18 protein-coding genes are annotated in these 22,167 nt (G+C 44.2%); 6 read left to right on the forward strand and 12 right to left on the reverse strand.

Annotated features, from left to right (window positions below; translation table 11 throughout):
• The first annotated feature begins 7 nt into the window (after positions 1-7).
• The 3 genes from H6G17_RS34540 to H6G17_RS06180 all read left to right on the forward strand — a co-directional run bounded on the left by H6G17_RS34540 (position 8) and on the right by H6G17_RS06180 (position 3,953).
• Positions 8-1,024 (forward strand): methyltransferase domain-containing protein, encoded by a 1,017-nt coding sequence (locus H6G17_RS34540; RefSeq protein ID WP_192155209.1) that lies wholly within the window; start codon positions 8-10, stop codon positions 1,022-1,024.
• A 413-nt stretch (positions 1,025-1,437) separates the two neighbouring features.
• A complete protein-coding gene (locus H6G17_RS06175; RefSeq protein ID WP_192155211.1) occupies positions 1,438-2,427 on the forward strand; it encodes a glycosyltransferase in 990 nt (329 codons plus the stop codon).
• Positions 2,428-2,525: 98 nt separating this feature from the next.
• Entirely contained in the window at positions 2,526-3,953 is a 1,428-nt protein-coding gene (locus H6G17_RS06180; RefSeq protein WP_192155214.1) for an oligosaccharide flippase family protein, read from the forward strand.
• A gap of 111 nt (positions 3,954-4,064) precedes the next feature.
• Here the strand turns inward: H6G17_RS06180 and urtE are convergent, their stop codons facing one another.
• The 7 genes from urtE to H6G17_RS06215 all read right to left on the reverse strand — a co-directional run bounded on the left by urtE (position 4,065) and on the right by H6G17_RS06215 (position 12,396).
• Complete coding sequence (urtE, locus tag H6G17_RS06185) at positions 4,065-4,826, reverse strand: urea ABC transporter ATP-binding subunit UrtE (protein ID WP_192155215.1); 762 nt, start codon at positions 4,824-4,826, stop codon at positions 4,065-4,067.
• Between the two features lie 67 nt (positions 4,827-4,893).
• A complete protein-coding gene (gene urtD, locus H6G17_RS06190) occupies positions 4,894-5,667 on the reverse strand; it encodes an urea ABC transporter ATP-binding protein UrtD (RefSeq protein WP_192155218.1) in 774 nt (257 codons plus the stop codon).
• 70 nt (positions 5,668-5,737) lie between these two features.
• The gene (urtC, locus tag H6G17_RS06195) at positions 5,738-6,937 is read right to left on the reverse strand and encodes an urea ABC transporter permease subunit UrtC (protein WP_192155220.1); all 1,200 of its coding nucleotides are present in this window, start codon (positions 6,935-6,937) and stop codon (positions 5,738-5,740) included.
• A 92-nt stretch (positions 6,938-7,029) separates the two neighbouring features.
• Positions 7,030-8,190: an urea ABC transporter permease subunit UrtB gene (gene urtB, locus H6G17_RS06200; protein WP_192155222.1), complete on the reverse strand. Its 1,161-nt coding sequence runs from the start codon at positions 8,188-8,190 to the stop codon at positions 7,030-7,032.
• Positions 8,191-8,544: 354 nt separating this feature from the next.
• On the reverse strand, positions 8,545-9,873 hold the full coding sequence (urtA, locus tag H6G17_RS06205) for an urea ABC transporter substrate-binding protein (protein ID WP_192155224.1): 1,329 nt from the start codon (positions 9,871-9,873) through the stop codon (positions 8,545-8,547).
• A 158-nt stretch (positions 9,874-10,031) separates the two neighbouring features.
• Positions 10,032-11,456, reverse strand: a complete 1,425-nt coding sequence (locus H6G17_RS06210) for an O-antigen ligase family protein (protein ID WP_192155226.1) — start codon at positions 11,454-11,456, stop codon at positions 10,032-10,034.
• A 97-nt stretch (positions 11,457-11,553) separates the two neighbouring features.
• Entirely contained in the window at positions 11,554-12,396 is an 843-nt protein-coding gene (locus tag H6G17_RS06215) for a YaaW family protein (RefSeq protein ID WP_192155229.1), read from the reverse strand.
• Positions 12,397-12,580: 184 nt separating this feature from the next.
• On the opposite strand from H6G17_RS06215, the gene H6G17_RS06220 reads away from it, so the two are divergent.
• Positions 12,581-13,651 (forward strand): FAD-dependent oxidoreductase, encoded by a 1,071-nt coding sequence (locus H6G17_RS06220; RefSeq protein ID WP_192155231.1) that lies wholly within the window; start codon positions 12,581-12,583, stop codon positions 13,649-13,651.
• Positions 13,652-14,058: 407 nt separating this feature from the next.
• Positions 14,059-14,415 (forward strand): hypothetical protein, encoded by a 357-nt coding sequence (locus H6G17_RS06225; protein ID WP_192155233.1) that lies wholly within the window; start codon positions 14,059-14,061, stop codon positions 14,413-14,415.
• 13 nt (positions 14,416-14,428) lie between these two features.
• Here the strand turns inward: H6G17_RS06225 and kaiC are convergent, their stop codons facing one another.
• From kaiC to H6G17_RS06240, 3 genes are all read right to left on the reverse strand, one after another.
• Positions 14,429-15,979, reverse strand: a complete 1,551-nt coding sequence (kaiC, locus tag H6G17_RS06230) for a circadian clock protein KaiC (RefSeq protein WP_192155488.1) — start codon at positions 15,977-15,979, stop codon at positions 14,429-14,431.
• A 119-nt stretch (positions 15,980-16,098) separates the two neighbouring features.
• Positions 16,099-16,416 carry a circadian clock protein KaiB gene (gene kaiB, locus H6G17_RS06235; protein ID WP_041463238.1) on the reverse strand — a complete coding sequence of 106 codons (318 nt, stop codon included), beginning with the start codon at positions 16,414-16,416 and terminating at the stop codon, positions 16,099-16,101.
• 79 nt (positions 16,417-16,495) lie between these two features.
• A complete protein-coding gene (locus H6G17_RS06240) occupies positions 16,496-16,843 on the reverse strand; it encodes a circadian clock protein KaiA (protein ID WP_192155235.1) in 348 nt (115 codons plus the stop codon).
• A gap of 677 nt (positions 16,844-17,520) precedes the next feature.
• On the opposite strand from H6G17_RS06240, the gene H6G17_RS06245 reads away from it, so the two are divergent.
• Positions 17,521-20,853, forward strand: a complete 3,333-nt coding sequence (locus H6G17_RS06245; protein ID WP_192155237.1) for an ATP-binding protein — start codon at positions 17,521-17,523, stop codon at positions 20,851-20,853.
• Between the two features lie 231 nt (positions 20,854-21,084).
• Here H6G17_RS06245 and H6G17_RS06250 read toward each other — a convergent pair whose 3' ends face one another.
• Positions 21,085-21,324 (reverse strand): hypothetical protein, encoded by a 240-nt coding sequence (locus tag H6G17_RS06250; RefSeq protein ID WP_192155239.1) that lies wholly within the window; start codon positions 21,322-21,324, stop codon positions 21,085-21,087.
• A 226-nt stretch (positions 21,325-21,550) separates the two neighbouring features.
• Positions 21,551-22,120, reverse strand: a complete 570-nt coding sequence (gene hemJ, locus H6G17_RS06255; RefSeq protein ID WP_192155241.1) for a protoporphyrinogen oxidase HemJ — start codon at positions 22,118-22,120, stop codon at positions 21,551-21,553.
• Between the last annotated feature and the right edge of the window lie 47 nt (positions 22,121-22,167).

Here is a 22,167-nt window from a genome sequence, read left to right on the forward strand (position 1 = left end):
TGAATCTGTGAAAACACAATCTCCCATTTCCTTATCAACTTCTAGTAGTACTGCTTCGTACTTACGTCTATCTGAGGAAACACAACAATTGTTGTGCTGTCCAGTTTGTTCCTCTCAATTAAAATTGGACGAGTCTCAGCTCAAATGTACGAACAGTCTGTGTCAGGCTTGTTTTCCGATTGTGAATGGCATCCCCATATTGATCGACGATGAGGCAAGCGTGTTTGCGATCGGCGATTATCTCGATATAGACCATACAACGCTTAAACCTAAACCTTTATGGGAAAGACAGCTAATTAATTTAATTCCCAGTATTCATTTAAATCTTAAAGGCAAGCAAAACTATCAAAAATTTGTTGCCCTACTTCAGCAACGCCATTCCCGTCCAAAAGTGTTAGTTGTTGGTAGTAGCATCAGAGGTCAAGGAATGGAACCCCTGTATTCCGCTCCTGACTTAGAACTTGTAGAAACAGATGTTGCCTTTGGCGCGGATGTCTCAATTATCTGCGACGCTCACAGCCTTCCTTTTGCAGACAATTCCTTCGATGGAGTTGTCATTCAAGCCGTCCTCGAACACGTCGTCGATCCTTATCAGTGCGTCGCAGAGGTGCATCGCGTTCTCAAACCAGAAGGAGTCGTTTATTCCGAGACTCCTTTCATGCAGCAAGTCCACTTGGGGAGATATGATTTTACTCGCTTTACCCACTTGGGACATCAGCGTTTATTTAGAAATTTTGCCGAAATCGCTAGCGGTCCAGTTTGCGGTACGGGAATGGCACTCGCTTGGAGCTATCAGTATTTTCTGCTGAGCTTTGTCAAATCATCCGCTGCTAGAGCTTTAGTAAAGACAATAGCAAGGTTCACTAGTTTTTGGTTGAAGTATTTCGACTACATATTAATTGACCGAGCCGGAACATATGATGCGGCATCTGGTTTCTATTTTCTCGGTACGAAAAGCGATCGCACTGTTTCAGATCGAGAATTGCTGGCTCAATATAAAGGCGCTCAAGCTAGCTCTTTTTAAAAGAGCTTTACCATACAATGATATATTTTACCTGCTAGAAACCAAAGATAGCTGCAAAGCAGAATCTTTCCCTGAATTTGCAGCTATAGCAATTTAATGCGAGCGATCGCGCTCTATATAAATCCATTTCAAAATCCAATTATTAACTAATAACGGCATAGCAATATATCGATTTATCGTAGAAAGCGAGATAAAGACAAGTCAATTAATGACAAGCTCGTGCTTGTACTAAGACTTGTTCATCTGTGAAGAGACGTTACCCGATCGCTGCTTTGTGCCATGACGATTGAAGCGATCGGATTGAGTCAAAAAAATGATTTCAATTGGCTATTATGTATTTTCGATATCTAGACGAACTGAAAAGGAATACTCTAGCGTAAGAATCATAATTGACCAAGTTGAAAATTAACAATATGCCTAAAGTTTCAGTCATTATTCCAGCCTACAATTCCATAACCTATTTACCAGCAACTCTAGACAGCGTGCTGAGACAGACGTTTGCTGATTTTGAAGTATTCATCGTTGATGATGGGAGTTCCGATAACACTGCTGCATGGGGCAGTCAAATCCAAGATCGGCGCGTCCAATTGATGACTCAAGCCAATCAAGGTACTTGCGCCGCACGCAATACAGGTATTGCTCTGGCGCAAGGAGAATACATAGCATTCCTCGACGCAGATGACTTGTGGCATCCAACCAAGTTAGCTAAACAAGTCCGCTATTTGGACGAACATCCAGAAGTCGGCTTAGTGTATACTTGGACAGCATTGATCGATCCTGAAGGTAGACCTACGGGCAGAATCTTTGCTAATCGCGATCGGGGTGATGTCTGGCAACAACTCGTACAGCGCAATATTACGGAATCTGGCAGTTCGTTTATGATGCGCCGTTGTTGTTTTGAAACTGTAGGGGTATTCGACACGACCTTATCCCACGTTGGCGACTGGGATATGTGTTTGCGAATTGCCGCTCGCTATTATTTTGGGGCGATCGAGGAACCTTTAGTGTACTATCGCCAGTACTCGAATAGCATGTCCAAAAACTGGCAGCGCGTGGAGAAATGTTTTTATACAGTGCTGGACAAAGCATTTCAATCTAGATTGCCAGAACTACAAGATTTAAAAGACCGTTGCTATGGCTTGGTAAACTTAACCCTTGCTTGGAAATGCCTGCAAACTCAAACCAAGGATTACAAACAAGCGATTCAATTTCGTACCACCGCGATCGCCTATTCCCGTCAACTGCGGTACTCTAAAGAGTACGTTCGCCTGAGTGTAGCAATTGCGATCGTGCGCTGGTGTGGTGCTGATGGCTACAATCGCATTTTGGCAACATTTCATGCTCTGCGGCGGCGAACCTCGAACCTTAGAAATCGGCTGTCAGTTCCTCTCAGTCCGGGTTAAGTGTTGCTTGTAACTTATGCTTTAAGTAGTTCGAGTCCTCAATCGTCTAGCTTAGTGCGACCGGACGGCGACGAACTACCGTCTAAAACCAAGAATTAATGCATACCAACCAATCTCTCAAAACTCTCAAAAACAAAGTCCTCCAAGGAGGTATTTATCTAACTATTAGACAGTTAGCAGCATCAGCGCTTTCATTAGTCAGCGTACTGGTAATTGCTCGCGTCTTAGGACCAGAAAATTATGGCGTAGTTGTCTCGGCTGCATTTATTCTTTACTTTACTTTCTGGACGGCAAAATGCGGCTTAGATGTCTACTCGATCCGCCAACCCACTTTACCGAAAGATGCCGCAGAGCAGATTTTAGCGTTTTACAATACGGTAGGAATCGGGCTGTGCCTGCTGCTGTGGTTTGCTACGCCTCTAGTGGGTGCGTGGACGGGACAAAGCGTGCTAGTCGAAGTACTGCGGTGGCTCGTTCCCGTCATTTGGTTGGAAATGGTAGCTAGTGCCTCGATCGCCATGATGGAGCGAGAACTGCGTTTCCCTCAAGTTGGTTTAGTTGAAACTTTGGCACAGGTATCGAACTATGCAGTCTCCGTACCGCTCGTCCTCCTAAATTGGGGCTATTGGGGACCAATCGCTGGTTTCGTCGTTCAGTTTACGCTACTAGCGGTGATGGCTTCTGTTTGCTATCCGATCGCGTGGCGTTGGCGCTGGCAACCGCAATTCATCAGTTCTGCACTGCGTAGCGGTCTGGCTTACTCCGGGTCTAATTTAATTTGGAATTTTAAAACTCTCACCGTCCCCCTAGTTGTGAGCCGTCTAGGTGGGTTAGAAGCGGCTGGAATTGTCGGTATTGCTATCCGTCTTTCCGATCAGTTGGGGATGCTGCGGATCGTAATCGCTCGGCTTTCGATCAGCACTCTTGCCAAATTACTCGGCGATACTGATGCATTGCGCCGCGCCATCAGTCGTGGGATTATCTATCAAGGTCTGTTGGTTGGTCCAGTGTTTGCTCTCTTTTCTTGCTGTGCTAACTGGATCGTCCCTTTAATGTTTGGCAAGAGTTGGCTACCCAGCACCCAAGTCTTTACATTCGTTGCCCTAGCAACCTTGCTCTACACGGTATTTAATATGCATATCTCGGCGTTATATGCCGCAGGACACAATCGCGATGTGGCTCGGTTTAACGCCATCTATATTAGTCTATTTTGGCTAGCTGCTTGGCTGCTCCTACCAGTTTTAGGAGCTTGGGGTTATGGCGTGGCAGAATTATTTGCCTTACCTAGTTTTTTGGCGCTGCATTTTTCCATCACCAAATTATGTGGCACACCGGATTACGGAGATGCAATCTGTTTAATTATCGCCACGGCAATTCCCCTACTTGCTGGTCCCTGGCTACCGTTTTACATCAGTTTGAGTTTGTTGGTTGCCAGCTACAGTATCTTATTTCTGACTCGACCCACCCTCAGAAGCATTCCCCTAGAATTGTATGCAGCTTGGAAAACGCCTAAGCCTGCTAAGTAGTAGAAAGTCATTTGTCATTTGTCATTTATGGCGATCGATGGTTAGTTCTCAGTTTTGACTCTTCGTTTTGCTCAAGAGCAAGCTTTTGACTTTTGACTTTTGACTTTTGATCTAGACTGCCAAAAATCGCTGAATGACATCCTGGCTGAGTTCGCTGGTAGTACCAGATGCGACAATTCCGCCTTTTTGCATCGCATAGTAACGGTCGGCTTGGCGGACGAAATGCAGGTGTTGTTCTACTAACAGCACGGAAATTCCAGTTGTAGCGATAATGTCGCGAATTGCTGCCTCAATTTCTAAAATAATGGAAGGCTGAATCCCTTCTGTCGGTTCGTCTAGTACGAGTAAGCGAGGATTTCCCATTAAAGCACGGGCGATCGCCAGTTGTTGCTGTTGTCCGCCGCTTAAGTCACCACCCATCCGCGATCGCATTGTTTTCAAGACGGGAAACAAGGAAAAAATGCGATCGGGAACCTTTTGATGGTTTTTTCTACCTTGGGGTAGTGCTTCAAAACCTAGCAGTAAATTTTCTTCTACTGTTAAGCGAGGAATAATTTCTCGCCCTTGAGGAACGTAACCAATTCCTAATTTTGCTCGTTTATCTGGAGACTTCAAAGTTATCGGCTGTCCGGCAAAAGTCACTGCGCCGCTCCGAGATTTAATTAAACCCATAATTGTTTTTAGCAGCGTCGTTTTTCCCACACCGTTGCGCCCGATCAGACAAACCATTTGTCCTTCTGGGACGCTAATATCTACGTTGCGTAAAATATGGCTTTCACCATAATAGACATTCAATCCAGCAACTTGTAACACTGGTTTTTGAACAGTAGAAGAATCGAATGATGAGGCGATCGCGTCTGTGGTAGGATTCATATTTTATTTTTGGTAGTTGGTAGTTGGTAGTTGGTAGTTGCTCCCCCAGCTCTCTTTTCCCTGCTCCCTACTCCCTGCTCCCTGCTCCCTGCTTGTGTTCTACTTCTTGTCCCAAATACACTTCAATCACGCGAGGATCGTTTTGTACTTCGTCAATGTTACCTTCACACAGTACTGAACCTTGATGTAATACTGTCACCTTACGCGCAATCTGACGCACGAATTCCATATCATGCTCGATCACCATAATGGAATGACTTTGAGCCAAGGCTAAGAGTAAATCCCCGACATTTTCGGTTTCTTCATCAGTTAACCCTGCCACGGGTTCGTCAACTAATAATAAATCTGGCGATTGCGCTACCAGCATTCCAATTTCTAGACGCTGTTTTTCCCCGTGGGATAGTTTTGACGCAGGTAGATCTGCATTTGCAGTGAGTCCAATTGTTTCTAATAACCCAGTTACGGTTTGGCGTTCCGCACTCTTAGGTTTACCAAATAAAGTTGACCAAAGCTTTTTTTGTTGATTGCAAGTGAGTTCTAGATTTTCTCGTGGAGTTAAGTTGAGATATATTCTAGGCGTTTGAAACTTGCGACCGATCCCCATGCGGGCAATTTGATGTTCCTTGAGCGATCGCAAGTTTTTTCCTTTAAACAATACCTGTCCTTGAGTTGGTTTTGTCTTTCCTGTAATCACGTCCAAAAATGTTGTTTTTCCTGCTCCATTAGGACCAATAATGACTCTTAATTCACCTTTATCTAGACTAAAATTAAGATTTTTTAGCGCCTTAAATCCGTCAAAGCTGACCGTCACATCTTCTATTTCTAAAATTTTTTCGCCCACTTTATACCCCCTGTTTCAGTTATCATTTGTCAGTAAAGAAAGGAGTCAGAAGTCAGGAGCCAGAAGTAATTTAATCTCCTCTGCTCCTCTGCTCCCGACTCCCGACTCCCGACTCCCTGCTCTCTATCTCCTGCCGTTCGCTTTGCACTTCTGAGTTGACTTCAATTTCAGGATATGTTGATAGCTGCCGACGATGACCTAGCCGTAACAAGTCAGAACTACGCAACCAACCGACAATACCATCGGGTAGCACAGTCACAACGATTAAAAATAGCGCCCCTTGGAAAAATAGCCAGATCTCGGCAAATTGTTCGCTGAAAAAACTTCTGGCATAGTTGACGAGCAATGCCCCTACAACTGCGCCTACTAAGCTGCCACGTCCGCCAATTGCCACCCAAATGACCATTTCAATTGAGAAGGCAACATCCATCGCTCTTGGAGACACAGAGCCGCTTTGGAGAGTATACATTGCCCCAGCCAACCCCGCGATCGCGCCAGAAATTGCAAAAACTAGCACTTTAAATTCTGTCGGGTCGTAACCTGAAAACCGCACTCGACTCTCATCATCCCGAATCGCTACCAGCAGCCGTCCGAAGCGTCCGCTAGTTAACCAGCGACACAAGGCATAGGTGGCAATGAGTAGCAGCACCGTCAGAACGTAAAAAGTAAATCGCGACGGTCGCGACCCTACTGCTGTACCCAAAAGAGTTTTAAAGTTAACTAATCCGTTCGTACCGTTAAATAGTTTTTGCTGTCCGTTAAAAAAGTTGAAAAAAACGATGGTTGCTGCTTGAGTCAAGATCGAAAAATAAACGCCACGGATGCGATTGCGAAAGACCAAATAGCCCAAAGCAGCAGCCAAGATCCCAGGAATCAGTACGACAGCAGCCGAAGCAAAGGGAAAAGCTTGAAATGGATGCCAAAACCAAGGTAGTTCGGTCACGCCGTAAAGTCCCATAAAATCGGGAAGTTCGCCTTGGGGGACTTGGAGTTTCAAATGCATTCCAATCGCGTATCCACCCAAACCAAAAAAGATCCCGTGACCTAAACTGAGTAACCCCGTGTAACCCCAGATCAAATCTATGCCCAAAGCGACAATTGCCAGAGATAAAAATCTTCCTAACAAATTGAGGCGAAATGGGGAAATTAAAGCTGGAATGATAAAAATTAATAAGATCGCGATCGCGCCTATTATACCTGCTTCAATTAAGAGCGATCGCTTCTTACCTCGCTTTAATCCTCGTCTCCCTATTGCTGCGTCTGCTGTCATTTTTAATTCCTTCTTGATTGGTCATTGGTCATTAGCCATCGATCGTTTGTAGTTACTAGCTTTTGACTTTTGACTTTTAACTTTTGACTTTACTAAGCATCCACAGTGCGTCCTTTCTGTGGGAAAATCCCCCCTGGACGCACTTGTAGAAAGGCAATAATTAAAGCAAATACCATAACTTTCGCCATACTCGTAGTGGCAAAAAAGGTAAAGAACTCAGATAGAGGCGGGATGGGCGCTGTGAGGATTGCTAGAGTGCCAGAACCAACTAGGTAATTTACCGTACCAATTGCTAATGCGGCTACAATTGTGCCGACCAATTTACCAACACCACCGACAACCACCACCATAAATGTATCGACAATGTAGTTCTGTCCTGTATTTGGTCCCACAGAACCGAGATAGCTAATCGCACATCCAGCAACTCCAGCTAGTCCCGAACCAATTGCAAATGTAAGGGCATCAACTTTTTGAGTCGGAATACCCAAGCAAGAACTCATGCTACGATTTTGCGTTACAGCACGAATTCGCAATCCCCAAGCAGTGCGTTGCAAGAATTGATAAACTCCAATGACGCAAATAATTGTTAGCGCAATGATAAATAATCTGGCATACGGCAATTGAAACCCACCTACGGGTAAACCACCACGCAGCCATCTCGGTGCAGAAACGTCTACGTTCTGCGCTCCAAACCAAGGTTGAGTCACTGCGAGTTTGTATGTTTGACTCAAAATATTGCCAACTGCGATCGCAATACCTAAAGATAAAGGCAGCATCACGAGTACAAACCAGTTACGAATGCGATCGAAGTCCGAACGACGCTGGACGATCCACAAACTGCCGAAAAATAACAGACAAAATAAAATTATTCCTATTGCCAGCACCCAGTTCACGCTGCGAACGAACTGTTGCAAGATTAAACTTACACCCCAAGTTGCTAGTAGGGTTTCTAAAGGTCTGCCATAAAGATAGCGAATGACTCCTCTTTCTAAAATCACTCCCACCCCAGCAGCAACTAAAAAAGCAAGTATGAGAGCGAAAAAGATGTAAAAATCGAACCAAGGCTCACCTAACTTTTTAAACCCCGCTTGGACTACAAAAGTTGTGTATGCTCCTAGCATCATCAACTCGCCATGTGCCAAGTTGATTACACCCATAAGTCCAAATACGATCGCTAGCCCTAGTGCTGAAATCAATAGCACGGAACCGATACTAATACCGTTAAATAAACCGTCAAATAATCCGATTAACACGCTTCCCCCTATTCAGTTGTCAGTTATTAGTTATCAGTTATCGTAGGGGCGGGTTTAGCCAATAGATTGACAATTCAAACAATAAATCAGAAGTCAAAACCCGCCCGTACACCAGTCAGTTATCAGTTATCGTAGGGGCGGGTTTAGCCAATAGATTGACAATTCAAACAGTAAATCAGAAGTCAAAACCCGCCCGTACACCAGTCAGTTATCAGCGATCAGCAATCGGTGTAGAGACGTTACATGTAACATTTCTACTATTAAACAATGGAATAGCGATCGCAATTGTTTATGAAAAACAAAATTTTTCCCACTGATTCATATTGCATTTGACAACTGATAACTGTTAACTGTTTATGCTGACTTGTATTTTCCGCCTTTATTGGGATCTGACCAATCGCAGCCATATCCCTTAGTTTCTTTAACGAATTGATTCCAGGGAAGTGGTGCAACTGCTTTATCAGTAGAGTAAACGATTTCAAACAAACCATCGTCTCTCACTTCACCAATTCGGACAACTTTAGAGATATGATGATTTTTATTTAGAGTAATTTTACCTTCTGGTGCATCGAGAGTTTGTCCGTAAGCAGCAGCTCTGACTTTACCTAAATCGTCAGCCGTACCAGCTTTTTCTACTGCTTGTTTCCACAAGTAAACCGCAATATATGCAGCTTCCATAGGGTCATTTGTAACTCTCTCTTCGCCGTATTTCTTCTTGAAGGCTTCGACAAACTTTTTATTAGCAGCAGACTCAACTGTTTGGAAATAATTCCAAGCAGCGTAGTGACCTTTGAGATAATCTGAACCTATTGCTTTAACTTCTTCTTCTGCAATACTCACAGACATAGAAGGATATTTATCTGGATTCATTCCAGCGCCTTGTAATTGCTTGAAGAAAGCTACGTTGCTGTCTCCATTTAACGTGTTATAGATGATGCCACCATTAGGTAAAGCTTGCCGAATTTTGGTAATAATTGGTGTAACTTCTGTGTTACCAAGTGGGAGATAGTCTTCACCAACAACCTTACCACCTTTTGCTGCTAATTGTGCTTTAATCACGGTGTTAGCAGTTCGGGGAAAAACGTAATCGGAACCAACTAAAAAGAATTCTTTCCCTTTATTTTGCAGCAACCAATCTACTGATGGTTCAATTTGTTGATTAGGGGCTGCACCAGTATAGAAAATATTTTTAGAACACTCTTGTCCTTCGTACTGCACTGGATACCAGAGCATATGGTCTTTAGATTCAAATACTTCTAGCACGTTCTTGCGGCTAGCAGAAGTCCAACAGCCAAATACTGCAACGACATTATCTTCGTCGATTAACTTGTTAGCTTTTTCTCTAAAAGTATCCCAGTTGGAAGCACCATCTTCAGTAATTGGGAGAATTTTCTTTCCTAACACGCCACCAGCAGCATTGATCTCCTCAATTGCTAGCATTTCTGCGTCTACGACACTCTTTTCACTAATCGCCATCGTACCGCTAAGAGAGTGTAAAATACCCACCTTGATTCCATCTCCACTAGCAGCAGCCGTGCTGACATTGGCAGCTGATGGCGATGCAGTTCCATTGGGACTTGATTCAGTCGTAGGCGAATTTGCACAAGCTTTTAATAAAATACTGGTTCCCAAAGTGGCAGAACCGTACAGTAAAAACTTCCGCCGATTAAATTGTGTTGTCATAAGTGGAGAAATTATTTCGTGCAGATATATGCTTTACAGCAGCTATATCAATGTATGGACATTGATAGATACTATGGCTCTACTTGCAGGTAAATTGTATTTTATTATACTAATTTCATATTTTCGAGACGTTAGGATGTAAAGTAAGGTAAATATTTTCAGTCTCTAGGTAGAATCCGCTCTTGACGGCGCTGTGTTAATCCAGCGATCGCTGCCAACAAAATCCAGAATAGAGTATTGAGACGAGCATCAAATATAGTGACATCTACAGTATTGAATAGCAAACAAGCACAAACAGCCACTAGATAAGTAAAAACAATCAGGCGATCGCTGTTATGCGAGAATCGGGAGTCGGTAGGGGCGGGTTTATTCGGGATATCTGTCAAAGAAGGAATAATTTTTTGATGAAACCCACCCGTACAGGATTCGGTAGATCTCTTCGCCAAGAATTGAATCGATTGAAACAAAATCCAGCCGATCCAAGCACAAAAAACGATGGTTGCTGGAAGACCAATTTCCGCTGTCAGCATCAGAAACAGATTGTGTGGATGACCTATCCAAGTTTGCGTTTGTGCCATATAGAGAGGCTGAAAATTCCGCAATCCCCAGCCCGTCCAAGGGCGCTGTAGAGTCAAATTCCAAGCAAACCGCCACTGCGTCGTTCTCAGCGTCGCCTCTGGACGAACGTAGAGTTGGTCTGTTAGCCTCTGCCAAAAGTAAGCGGGAACGATAAGCCGCAGCCATTGTTGCAGGGGTGGAGGTGCAAAAGCTGCGCCAAAAATAGCCGATGCGATCGCACTCACTCCCACCAGCAACCAATGCCAACCCTGATACACCGCAAAAGCGATCGCCGCGATCGCCGCGATCGCCCAAGCATTGCGAGAATTCGTCAAAATCAAAGCTGCCAGATTACCTAGTACTACGGCACCCAGTAAAATTTGAGTGGTAAGGGGTGAGGAGCGAGGAGTGAGGGGTGAGGGATAAAATAGTTTTGAATTTTGACTTTTAACTTTTGACTTTTCCAAAAAACTTTCAATCCACAATCCCACCGAGAGAATAAAGGCGATCGCTAGGTAAGCACCAAGGACATTGGTATACATAAAAATAGAAGTCATTCGACCAGGCGGATTACCTTGAGGGACGATCGCGCAACCCAGTGTCACTAAAATATCGTGCCACGCTTTCGGAGTTGCCCAGCCCCAATATAGTTGACCAAAGCCCGCGATCGTTATTGGTACGGATGTGAATACTAAAATTTGTGCCAATCGTCTGAGTTGAGCTGGTGTCTGTAACAAGACGCTAAAAGTTACAAATAAGCCAAAAAATGGCACGAAATTAAATAATCCTAACCAAGCATCCCGGCGATAATAAGCGAACAAACTCATTACCACTAACCATCCACTTAAGAGTATCAGTACCCAATTGAGTCGCCTACGGAAAATCGTGCGATACTGTTTTCGCCAAATAACAAATTGCGCCCATAGCAGAGCGATCGCTCCTACCAAAGGTAGTAACGGAAACAGTAGCAGCCCTAATTGGATGCTGTTCCAAGCATTGTGTAGGCGTTGGTCTTTGACAGTCATCAGTTATCAGTAGAGAGTGACTAGTGACTAGTGGCTGGTGACTAGAGATAGAATCCAACCACTAACCACTAGCCACCAGCCACTCATCATGACCAATTTATGCCATTTCCCAACATTCAGCACGGGTAAGGCGAATTTGCGCTAGAGCAAAGATTGCTGGAATAACGCGACCGTAATTGGTTGAGATTGCCCTCCAACCCAAATCGGCGAGAAACCACGACCACATAATCGGTCCTAGAAAGGTAAATGCTCCCCTGACTGCTCCATACCTAGCTGCACTTACAGCCATACCTTGCTGGGCTGTTTTCAGCGTGACGTAATTTTGAAACTGAGCTGCTGCAACTGCACCACCTTGAACGATTGCGTCTTTAGCCATTTGATAGCTGGCAAAATGCAAAGCAAATTGCTGGGCGATCTGTTTGAGCAGTATTGGTTGGATAATTGAGCTAACGGCGATCGCACTACCACCTTTGACCAGCAAAGACATCGGATCTTTTTGTATGGATATCGGTAGCGGTTGTGATGGGGAAGACGCTGCTAGCGACCGCTGTACCCGTGCTGTCAGTTGTTGCTTTTCTGAGGCAGGTAAACGCTTCCACGTCCGTCCTAAGAGATTTAAAAAGACTTCTACCTCTAAATCGGTGGTACTCAGTGCCGTGGAGTAAGAAATTTTGAGATAACGACAAACTTGAATCAACGCTTGTCTGTAGGTAAATTTGTTTGTGTCACCGCGCAACACAGTCATTCCATCGGCAGCTAAATAGCGGAATCGTTCTTCTAGCGTATCTAACCACGCTTCCCTATCTAAGCTTTGAACATCAATTGGTTCGGGAGTGTGAACGTAATCTAGGGGATTAAACTTACGGCGAAATAACAGTTGGGTTAAATGCTGTAATTCTTCTTCCGTAGCTAGTTCCAATGCCGCTCTCAGTTCATCCAAAATCCCGTCCTCCCGCAAGTCCAGCAACAGTCACTCACGATCGCTATTTTACTTCTAAAGTGAAGGATAAGGAGTAAGTCAAAAGTCAAAAGTCAAAAGTCAAAATTAATTCCGAATTCCGAATTCCGAATTCTCCTCACCACACCCCACACCCTTTCTTCACTACTCCCTACTCCCTATTCTTATGTATGACATTGCTGTAATTGGAGCTGGAATAGCTGGCTTGGTTTGCGCTCAACAGTTGCAACAAGCTGGATATAACGTGCTAATTTTGGAAAAATCGCGGGGTTTGGGAGGCAGAATCGCCACGCGCCGCTTGCACGATACTCTCGCCGATCACGGGACTTGTTACTTAAAGCCAAAAGGCGAGTTAATGCAGCAATTTGTGCAATTGTTATGCGATCGCCATATTCTCCAAGTCTGGACTGATAATTCCGAATTCCGAATTCCGAATTCCGAATTCCGTTACGTTGCTCCTGCGGGTATGAATGCGATCGCCAAGTTTTTAGGACAAGGTTTGGCAGTTTGGCGTTCTCAAAGGGTAGAGGCGATCGCTTTTCATAATTCTTATTGGCAGCTATCTCTAGAGTCTGCTCGTTCTGAAGCTACTGCTAACCAACCGTCAGAAGTCATAGCTAAAGCTGTTGTTTTTGCGATTCCCGCACCGCAAGCTTTAGCAATATTGGAGCCATTAACCGAGCTTTCTACTGTTGCTACGTTGTGCGATCGACTGCGTTCTGTAGAATTTCATCCGTGTTTGAGTGTCATGGCTGGATATTCATCTCAATTGGAACCACAACCGGATTGGCAAGCAGTGAGTTTTGTTGACAATCCCGTTCTCGCCTGGGTTGGTTGGGATAGTAGCAAACGAGTCGAAAAAACTGGTAATTACGAAGTTTTTGTCGTGCAAAGTAGTGCGGATTTTGCTCGGCGTTATTTAGAAACTGCCGATTTACAAGCTGCTGGTTACGAGTTATTAGCAAAAGCCTCTGAATGTTTGCTTCCCTGGTTAGCCAAACCGGAATGGATACAAGTTCATCGCTGGCGCTACGCTTTCCCCAGTCGTCCTTTAGGGCAATCTTATTTATCTACTGAAACTAACTTACCTTTAGTTTGTTGCGGTGATTGGTGTGGCGGAAATTTTGTCGAGGGGGCAATGCATTCCGGTATAGCAGCAGCGACAGAGATTAATCGTCAAATGGAGGGGCGATCGCTCCCTGGATCTAACTTTTTACAGGCGATCGCTCTAGAATAATATCTATGTCGAATCGATATTATTTAATGTCATTTCCGAGAGGGGATCGCGAATCTTGAGTTAAAAATGTGCTTAAACTAAAGAAAAATGTACAAATCTCAAACCTTGATTTCTGTCAATTATTTCTAAAATTTTCCTCTTTTTCACTCACTTATATATTAAGTTGAGTAAATATTTTACTGAGTTTTGTATAGATTCGTGCTAGAAAATCTTGGTATTGAAATAATTGTAAGTGAGAGGTAGATCGATTTGCTGCAAGAGGTTTTTCAGACTTAGGAATGGAGCTTAGATAATTTTACTTGTCATTCTAAATCTACCTACATAATTGAGCGATCGCTTTACATCTATCAAAAGAAATAGATTTTATTAAAAATACACTTTTGCTGGGGAATTGGGGGGAATGAAATATGTCGAAAACATTAGTTAATTTAACCCATCAAGCACTAATAGTAGAAATTGAGACGGTTTTAGATAATTATCCTTACTATCCTCACTGTCAAGCTTTTGCTAATCCCGATTTGCGGCAAGAGTTAATTGCTTACGTCCTCAGTCGGATTCCTTGTGCTTTTAGTGCAGTAGACGATCGCGATTTAACTTTTCTAACCTATAGGCTTCCTGGCGATCGCGCGGAGTATCGCATCCAGATTGAAAATTTAATTCATCAAGGGATTTGCTGTGTCTTACAGGATAAAGCAGATTGGGTCAGCTGTCACATTCCCGAACCATATCAATGTGGTGTAGAACCTTCGCATTGGTTCGGTTAAAGGTCGTAGTCAACTATGGTTCGCTACCTTGAAATCCCTTGACAATTCGCGACAACTCTGCTTTTTCATCTGTACTAACGCGACTGGGAGAGCCGCTAATGATTCCCTCGTAATTACTAAAGGAATCGGTAATTTCAGGACCGTCAGCACTAATTGTATACTCGCGAATCCCATTATCGTGCCAGGAACCGCGCATCTTAAACACGTTAATTGCCCGCGACATTTGCCCGCGAATTTCTACATATTGCAGTAATAAAATCGTGTCTGTAATTGTCGAAATATGAGACTCTGTAATTGAATGCGCTCCCATAAACTGATCGGTAGTATTGGTGAAAAAACCCGTAATCTCTTCTTGCTTAGCAAAACCAGTTACGCCAATGACGAATTGTCGAAAAGCATTGTTGCTAACTCCTCTTGCTAAAGCTGAAAGCGAGTCAATCGCCACTCTAGCTGGTTTAAACTCAGCAATTTCTGATTTAATAATCTGTAAATGGTCTTCCAATCCTGCCGATTCAGGATAAGCACAAATAATCTTTAACAGTCCTTTTTTCTCTAAGTCTTCAAAGTCAATTCCCCAAGAATAAGCATTGCGTGACAATTGAGCGCGAGATTCTTCGTAGGCAAATAAAATTGCTCGTTCGCCGCCGCGACAGCCATTTTCGAGAAACTTACTGACGAGTAACGTCTTACCTGTACCAGTAGCCCCCGTTGCCAAAATAATCGAATCTTTAAAGAAACCACCGCCGCACATTTCATCCAACGTCTTCACGCCGGAGGAGACGCGCACGTTAGAAGAACGCTGCGTTAAGCGCATTGCACCCAAGGGAAAGATATTTACTCCATCGTTGGTGATTGTGAACGGATATTCTCCTTTCATGTGCGTCGTGCCACGCAGCTTTAAAATCTCCATCGTGCGACGACGGCGTTCCCCTTCTAGAACGTTACGCACGATCGCCACGTTGTCAGCGACAAACTCTTCTACACCAAAAGAGGCGATCGCGCCATACTCCTCGGTGCGTTCGGTTGTAATTATCGTGGTTACGCCAATTTGCTTGAGTCTGGCAACCAAGCGAAAAATTTCTCGCCGGACGACGGAAGCAGCTTCATACTGTTGAAAGACAGCCGTGATCGAGTCGATCGCTACCCTTGTTGCCTTATATTTATGAATAGCGTATTGCAACCGCTCGATCAACGCCGATAAGTCGAAGTTCCCAATCACCTCTTGTCCTTCCGGATCGGGTGAAGCGTCTAAAATAAACAGCTTGCCTTCCTCAATCAGTTTTGGTAAGTTCCAGCCAAAACTGTAAGCGTTTTTAATAATATCACTGGGAGATTCTTCAAAAGTAACGAATACACCTGGCTCGTCAAAAAAAAGTATCCCATTGTACAAAAATTGTACGGAAAATAAAGTTTTACCAGTCCCCGAAGTCCCGCTAAATAGAGTGGTTCTCCCTAGTGGCAAACCACCATGACTGATATCGTCAAACCCCTCAATCATGGTGCGAATCTTTTGCACGCCTGTCCCATTTGGGCTATTCTTATTTTGCTTACCGCTGGAAGTGATTTCGCTCATCGCTTTAGAATGAAAGGCTATTAAACCAAATTAAGACTAAATTAAAATTAGTTTATTTTTTATAACAATCCAATTTTACTGAAAGATTATCCCATATTGAAGTTGTAAAATCACTCCTCAAGTGCTTCTGCTTCAACGAGTTCTTCGTAGAGTAAATCCAAGCCGATTAATACTTTTTCTCGGTCGGAAAGATCTCCGATAATTTTCCGTACTGGCGGTGGCAAGATTTTCGAGAGCGTTGGCGTAGCTAAAATTTTATCTTCCTCTGCAAGTTGAGGGCTTTTCAGCACATCAATTACTTTCAGGGCATAGACTCCTTTAAATTCTTGTTCTAGGATGTTTCTGAGCGTTCTTAATGCCCGAATGGAGTTAGGAGTATTTCCAGCTACATACAGCTTTAGAACATAAGTTTTCTTAGGCGCGTTCATAGATAAAGACGCAGAGGTTGTTTGGAGTGAAATCTGACCACTTATTATGCTATCAAAGTTTAATTGATACATTGCTTGTTCAGGATATGGAGGTGCGATAAATTTCGCACAGGTGAGCCAAAATATCAATTAGAGTCAAGCGATAGTCTAACAACACTTCGTCATTTCGCCCCTCTAGCTTCAACTGCTTGGAAAATTTGTCAATTAATTCCATATGAATTTCAATAATCTGAGGCACGGGAACTTTAGCATCAAAAGCTACATTAATAAATCGATCGATCTGTTGTTTTACTGTATTATCGTTATTAAAATAACGCAATAAGATTTGACAATAATCAGCTTTTAGTTGCTGTAGAAACTCCCGATCTCGATTCAGTGTCATCTGCTGTGATAAGCTTTGGCGTTTTCCGAGGTGATGTTCATCCATGCAGTTAACTGGCAATTACTCTGAGGGAAATAGCTAATAGCAAGGCAGTCATGTTACATAGCATTATATGGTTGCTTAATACTATTTTTAGATTTGCAATTCGACTAAAAAAAAGCAGGTAGTTAAATTTAACTGCTTTGAGATCTAGGAGGGGATCGAGCGATCGCCATCAAAAAGAAATTGAGGTTGAAGCCGCGCGCTCGGTCAGTGCATTACTAGTCATAATGAGTTCATCAAACAATCGAGACGACAAAAATAAAATTATTTGTTTGTTTATGGGCGACAGCAGACAGAATAGAGTACAAAAGATTCTAGATCGATCCAGTGGATATAGTTCGATTGCTCGCTACTAAGTCAGCATTCATATCTCCAGAGTTAAAGAAAGGTGTCAGTTCCGTTACTTTTATGAAGTTAATTAAACTAAATTAAAACATTATAGCGTTTTCTCGTGCGCCTTTCCTTCCACAACTTCAGTTTGAGAGACTATAACTGGTATATGCGTAGCTCTATTGCTAAAGGAGCTATAACTGTAATCGAAAGTCTCTATTGCTTGGCAGTTTTAGATTCAATTATCTATCCAGCAAAACACTAGAGCCAAAGATGGCAGCGCCAAGCGTTCAATTCGTGGATCGAGTACCGCATTTTTGCTTTCTCCCCACTCACTACTCTGTTAGCTCATGTCAAAGTCCAAGTACAACTTAGGTGACTTTATCGAGACTGTCCCTAGCTGTTTACAGACAGCTACCTTGGCTATGGCATGGGAAATCTTCAGCCAGGAGCAAAGCGATCGCCTGATTGTGTTGGATCGGCAACGATCTCCCCTGGGAGTGCTGCATCTGCGGCAATTTTTCCCCCACTGGTTGGCAGCAACAAGCAATAGCAAGAATGCCAAGCAATCCTTATCCAAAGCAACCGCTCGCATACTAGAACCTATAGAAAAGCTACCAAATGAGTTTAGCCTAGAACAGTTCCAATCGTATATAGATTCCCGTCCCGAACCCAGCGACATCAAGCAGACTTTTGCGATCGTCGATGCTAGGGGAGAGTTTTTAGGGCTATTGGAGCAAACAAAGCTCTGGAAAGTTTTAGCCGCAGCTGCGAGAACCGAAAAGCGCGATCGTCTAGCAAAAACAACTTTACTCAAAGCAACCATCGAGCGTGGCATCGAGCCAGAGCAACTCGACCCGATCGTCCAACTGCTAGAAAGATTACCCTTGCCATTAATGTTACAAACAAGCCTGGGCGAAGCGATCGCCCAGAATCCTGCCTGGAATCGGCAATTTGGTAACATGGGCAATCCCGAAGCAATTCGGCAAGAAGTCGAAGCAATTTTGAATGTGGCGGGAACTCAACAATCGGTAATTGACTTGGAATCGGTAACAGCAGAAGTTCCTGAAGCTAGTCGAGAAGTCGATCGCGCCAAGTTAAGCGATTGGCAGGCAACAACTCATCACTTCAGTCTCACTGCACTACAGGAACAAGTATCTTTACTATCCACGCCCGATGCGGCAGAACCCAACATCATACGCTACTGTCAGCAGGGAGAGCAAGAAGGGACGTGTATCTGTATTTGTCCCGGACAACAGGGACAAGACCGAGTGTGGCAATTTCTCAAAATTCCTTTACAAATGTCAGTCGTCAGCCGCCAACAGCAATCCGAGCGAATTTGGTTGTTGATGGCTACAGATGTGACAGAACAGCGACAGATGGCATCGGAACTAGCCGCCAAAAATGCCGATTTGATTCAACTCAATCGCTTGAAAGATGAATTTCTTGCTTGTATCAGTCACGAGTTGCGGACACCCCTAACAGCAATGCTGGGGTTATCTACCTTACTCAAAGATCAGGCACTAGGACAGCTCAACGAGCGTCAAGCACGCTACGCGCGGCTGATTCACGAAAATGGACGGCATTTAATGAGCGTGGTCAATGACATTTTAGATTTGACCCGCATGGAGACGGGACAGCTAGAATTAACCCTCGAACCAGTCCACATTCGTAAAGTATGCGAACGCGCGGTCGAGCAAGCTCGGCTTGCCTTTAGCCCGAAAAACAACAAAACTGCTGTGGTGGAGGCAGGGACAGACAGTCATCTCGAACACCGCTTTACCTTAGCGATCGAACCCGAGTTAGAGATCGTTGTGGCGGACGAATTGCGCCTGCGTCAGATGCTGGTTCACTTATTGGCAAATGCCTTCAAATTCACGGCATCCGGCGGAGAGATCGGTTTGCGAGTCAGCTATTGGGCGGGGTGGATTGCCTTTACAGTTTGGGATACAGGAATTGGCATTCCCGAACACCAACAACACTTAATTTTTCAGAAATTTCAACAGTTGGAAACGCCGTTGACGCGCCAATTTGAAGGTACGGGTCTGGGTTTGGTTTTAACCAGAGCCTTAGCACGGCTGCATGGTGGTGATGTCAGCTTTTTGTCTCAAGAAGGTAAAGGTAGCCAATTTACCCTATTGCTAGCTCCTACGCCGCCGAAGAAGAGAGCTGGGGGAGTTGGAGAGGCTGGGGAGGCTGGGGAGCAGGTGGGAAGAACGTCCGCCAATTTACAACGACAGTCGCTCGCTAATATCTCTACTAGCAGCAACGCACTGGCGGCTCAGAACCGGACACCTGGACGTGGAGAAAGCAACTTCTCTCTGGGGTCTTTGGTTTCTCCAGCTCCCGATCGCCATTTGGTGCTGGTTGTGGAGGCTGCACCCCGATTTATTGAGGACTTGGCAGAACAACTGACGAGTTTGGGATATTGGGTGGCGATCGCTCGTTCTGGAACTGAGGCGTTAGAAAAAGCCCGTCGTTTGCAGCCAGGAATTATATTTATCAATCCCTTACTACCTTTACTCTCTGGCTGGGATGTACTGACTTTGCTCAAATCCGATCCAGCTACGAGTCAAATTCCGATCGTCGTTACTACCACAAGAGCCGAGAAAAATCAAGCTCTTTCCCACCGGGCTGACGAATTTATCAGCTTACCAGTACAGCAACAAGTCTTGCAGCAGGTGATGACTCGTTTGTGCGGCGCGCCAGTGACCTACTCTCAGGTCGAATTATCGCAGCGCGTCCAAAAGTACAAACAGCTGACGATTTTACGATTAGTGACTCCCAACACCGAACTTTTAGCCAGAGGCGATGTCAACCATTTAGAATCATCCCTGAATCACTGTCGCGTTCTCGAAGCCGATGACTTAGAGCAAGCATCATTGCTAGCGCGGATTTGGCGACCAAATGTCATTTTACTGGAGCGAGCGATCTGCGAACCCCTCGATTTCTTGCAACAGTTGACCGAATATCCTAGCTTGGCAAATTTACCCATCGTGACGCTAGATGCCGCGATCGCCCAAGTTGCGAGTCAAATAGAGCAACTCAATATATTTCCTTGTTTGACAAATCCACTAGAGCCATCAGCTGAAGTATTACTATCCGTTCTGCATGTGGCAGCAGGCGTGAGTTGGGAATATAGCGTGTTAGTTTTAGATATTGCTAATTTGGACGATTTGTCTGACGAACACAGCTACAATACTCAAGCTTCTGCCGGATCGCTGCGGGCGGAATGGTTGCAAGCTTTAATTCAATATTTGCAAACAGCTGGTTTTCGAGTCGTGATGCCGCATACTTGGGAGGAAGTGCAGCAGCAAATTCAACAACAAAACGTCGATCTGATGCTCGTTTGTTTAGGAGAGATGCAACAAGTCGAGAAAGCCTGCACGGCGATCGCAACTTTAGAGCAGCAGAAATTACCACCTATCATCGCTATGGAGCGATTATTTACCCAAAATGAAGTTAGAGAGCAATTTCCCGCTTACTTAGAGTCAGAGGGGCGATCGCTACCTTCAGAGCAAATGCACAATTTGGGTAACGCGAACGCAGCATCTGATTTGGAGTCGATCGAGCGCGCATTGGGGGCGATCGCAACTAAAGTCCTGCCTTCCTCTATCTCTATGGAAGAGTTATTGAACAATATTCATCTAACTCTGTTAGCTCACCCTGTAGAAAAGGATTGAGAGTGCAGAGGAAGGCAACATAGCCGCAACATTGAGAAACGCGATCGCGGATAAATGCAACTGGATGCAACGCGATCTAAAAATTTGTATTGATTTGTAAAAATGTTTTTAAAAGATTGTACTACTTCGCCAGGGTCAATTATACGGAGTGGTGCGGTGAATTTATAACTGGCAGTACTTCTAGTGCTAAAAAGTGACTAATGCAACGATACGAACAATAGGAATTATCGACTAGAACGAACGCGATTGAGCGAGGTCGCGAATCAAAGATGTTTTCCCGCGCAAGTAGGTACTCACATTCGCGATCGCTTCTCGATCTAAGGGTTGCTGGTTGCCAAGTTCTGCAATCAAGTGCGAAACCAGTTCTGAGTCACTCAGTCTGAGTAGAATGCTGCTTTGAGTATGTTCTACCGCAGACCATAGCTGCCGTAGGATGGTTGAATTCATGTTGCGGGTTTCGGTTGCGTACATAACAAACAAAAAATTAAGGTTTTCTTTAGACTTTCTTTAGAATAGCTCATCGCCTTTTCGAGGCAACAGAAGTTGAAACATTGCTACACATAAACTCTGACTTCGATAAGAGACTCCGTAATGTTTGCAGTTATGTACGCAATTTTACTCTGTCTGTAGAGGCAAAACCTGCGTAACCGTAGATCTACCCAAAGCTAGAAAGTCGGTGGGCAATGCCCACCATCAATCACTCTTGCGGTACTTGTGCTATTAACCTTTCCTTATCCAACCTCCGCTTTTTGGCGTAAAGTTGAATTGTTGCTGCCATTGCCACAATCATGCCGAAAATTGCCCAGACGGTAGCATTTGTAGGTAAGTTATTTTTAAATACGGCTAGCAATACGATCGCCACTAACATCACAGTTGGGGCTTCATTCAACGCCCGTAATTGCTGGCTATTCCACTTACACTCATTTTTTTCTAACTGTCGCATCAGCCGTTTGCAGTAGTGGTGATAGCCCAATAGCAGTACGACAAATGCTAACTTGACATGCAACCATCCCTGTTTCAGGACTTCCGGTTCCGTCGTCAGTAATCCAATTGCCATTGCAACTGTCACCAGCATCCCAGGAGTGGTAATAATGCTATACAGTCGCTTTTCCATCAATTGATACTGATTCTTGAGAATAGTACGGGCGGGTTCTGGCTGTTCGTCAGCTTCGACATGATAGATAAACAGCCGCACCAAGTAAAATAACCCAGCGAACCAAACAACAATGCCAACCAGATGAAACGCTTTAAACCAAAAATAAGCCATGATACCAATTTTGGATGTTGAATTTCAGACTTTGGATGTTATACCAT

It is taken from the genome of Chroococcidiopsis sp. [FACHB-1243] (assembly GCF_014696895.1).
Taxonomy (GTDB): Bacteria; Cyanobacteriota; Cyanobacteriia; order Cyanobacteriales; family Chroococcidiopsidaceae; genus Chroococcidiopsis.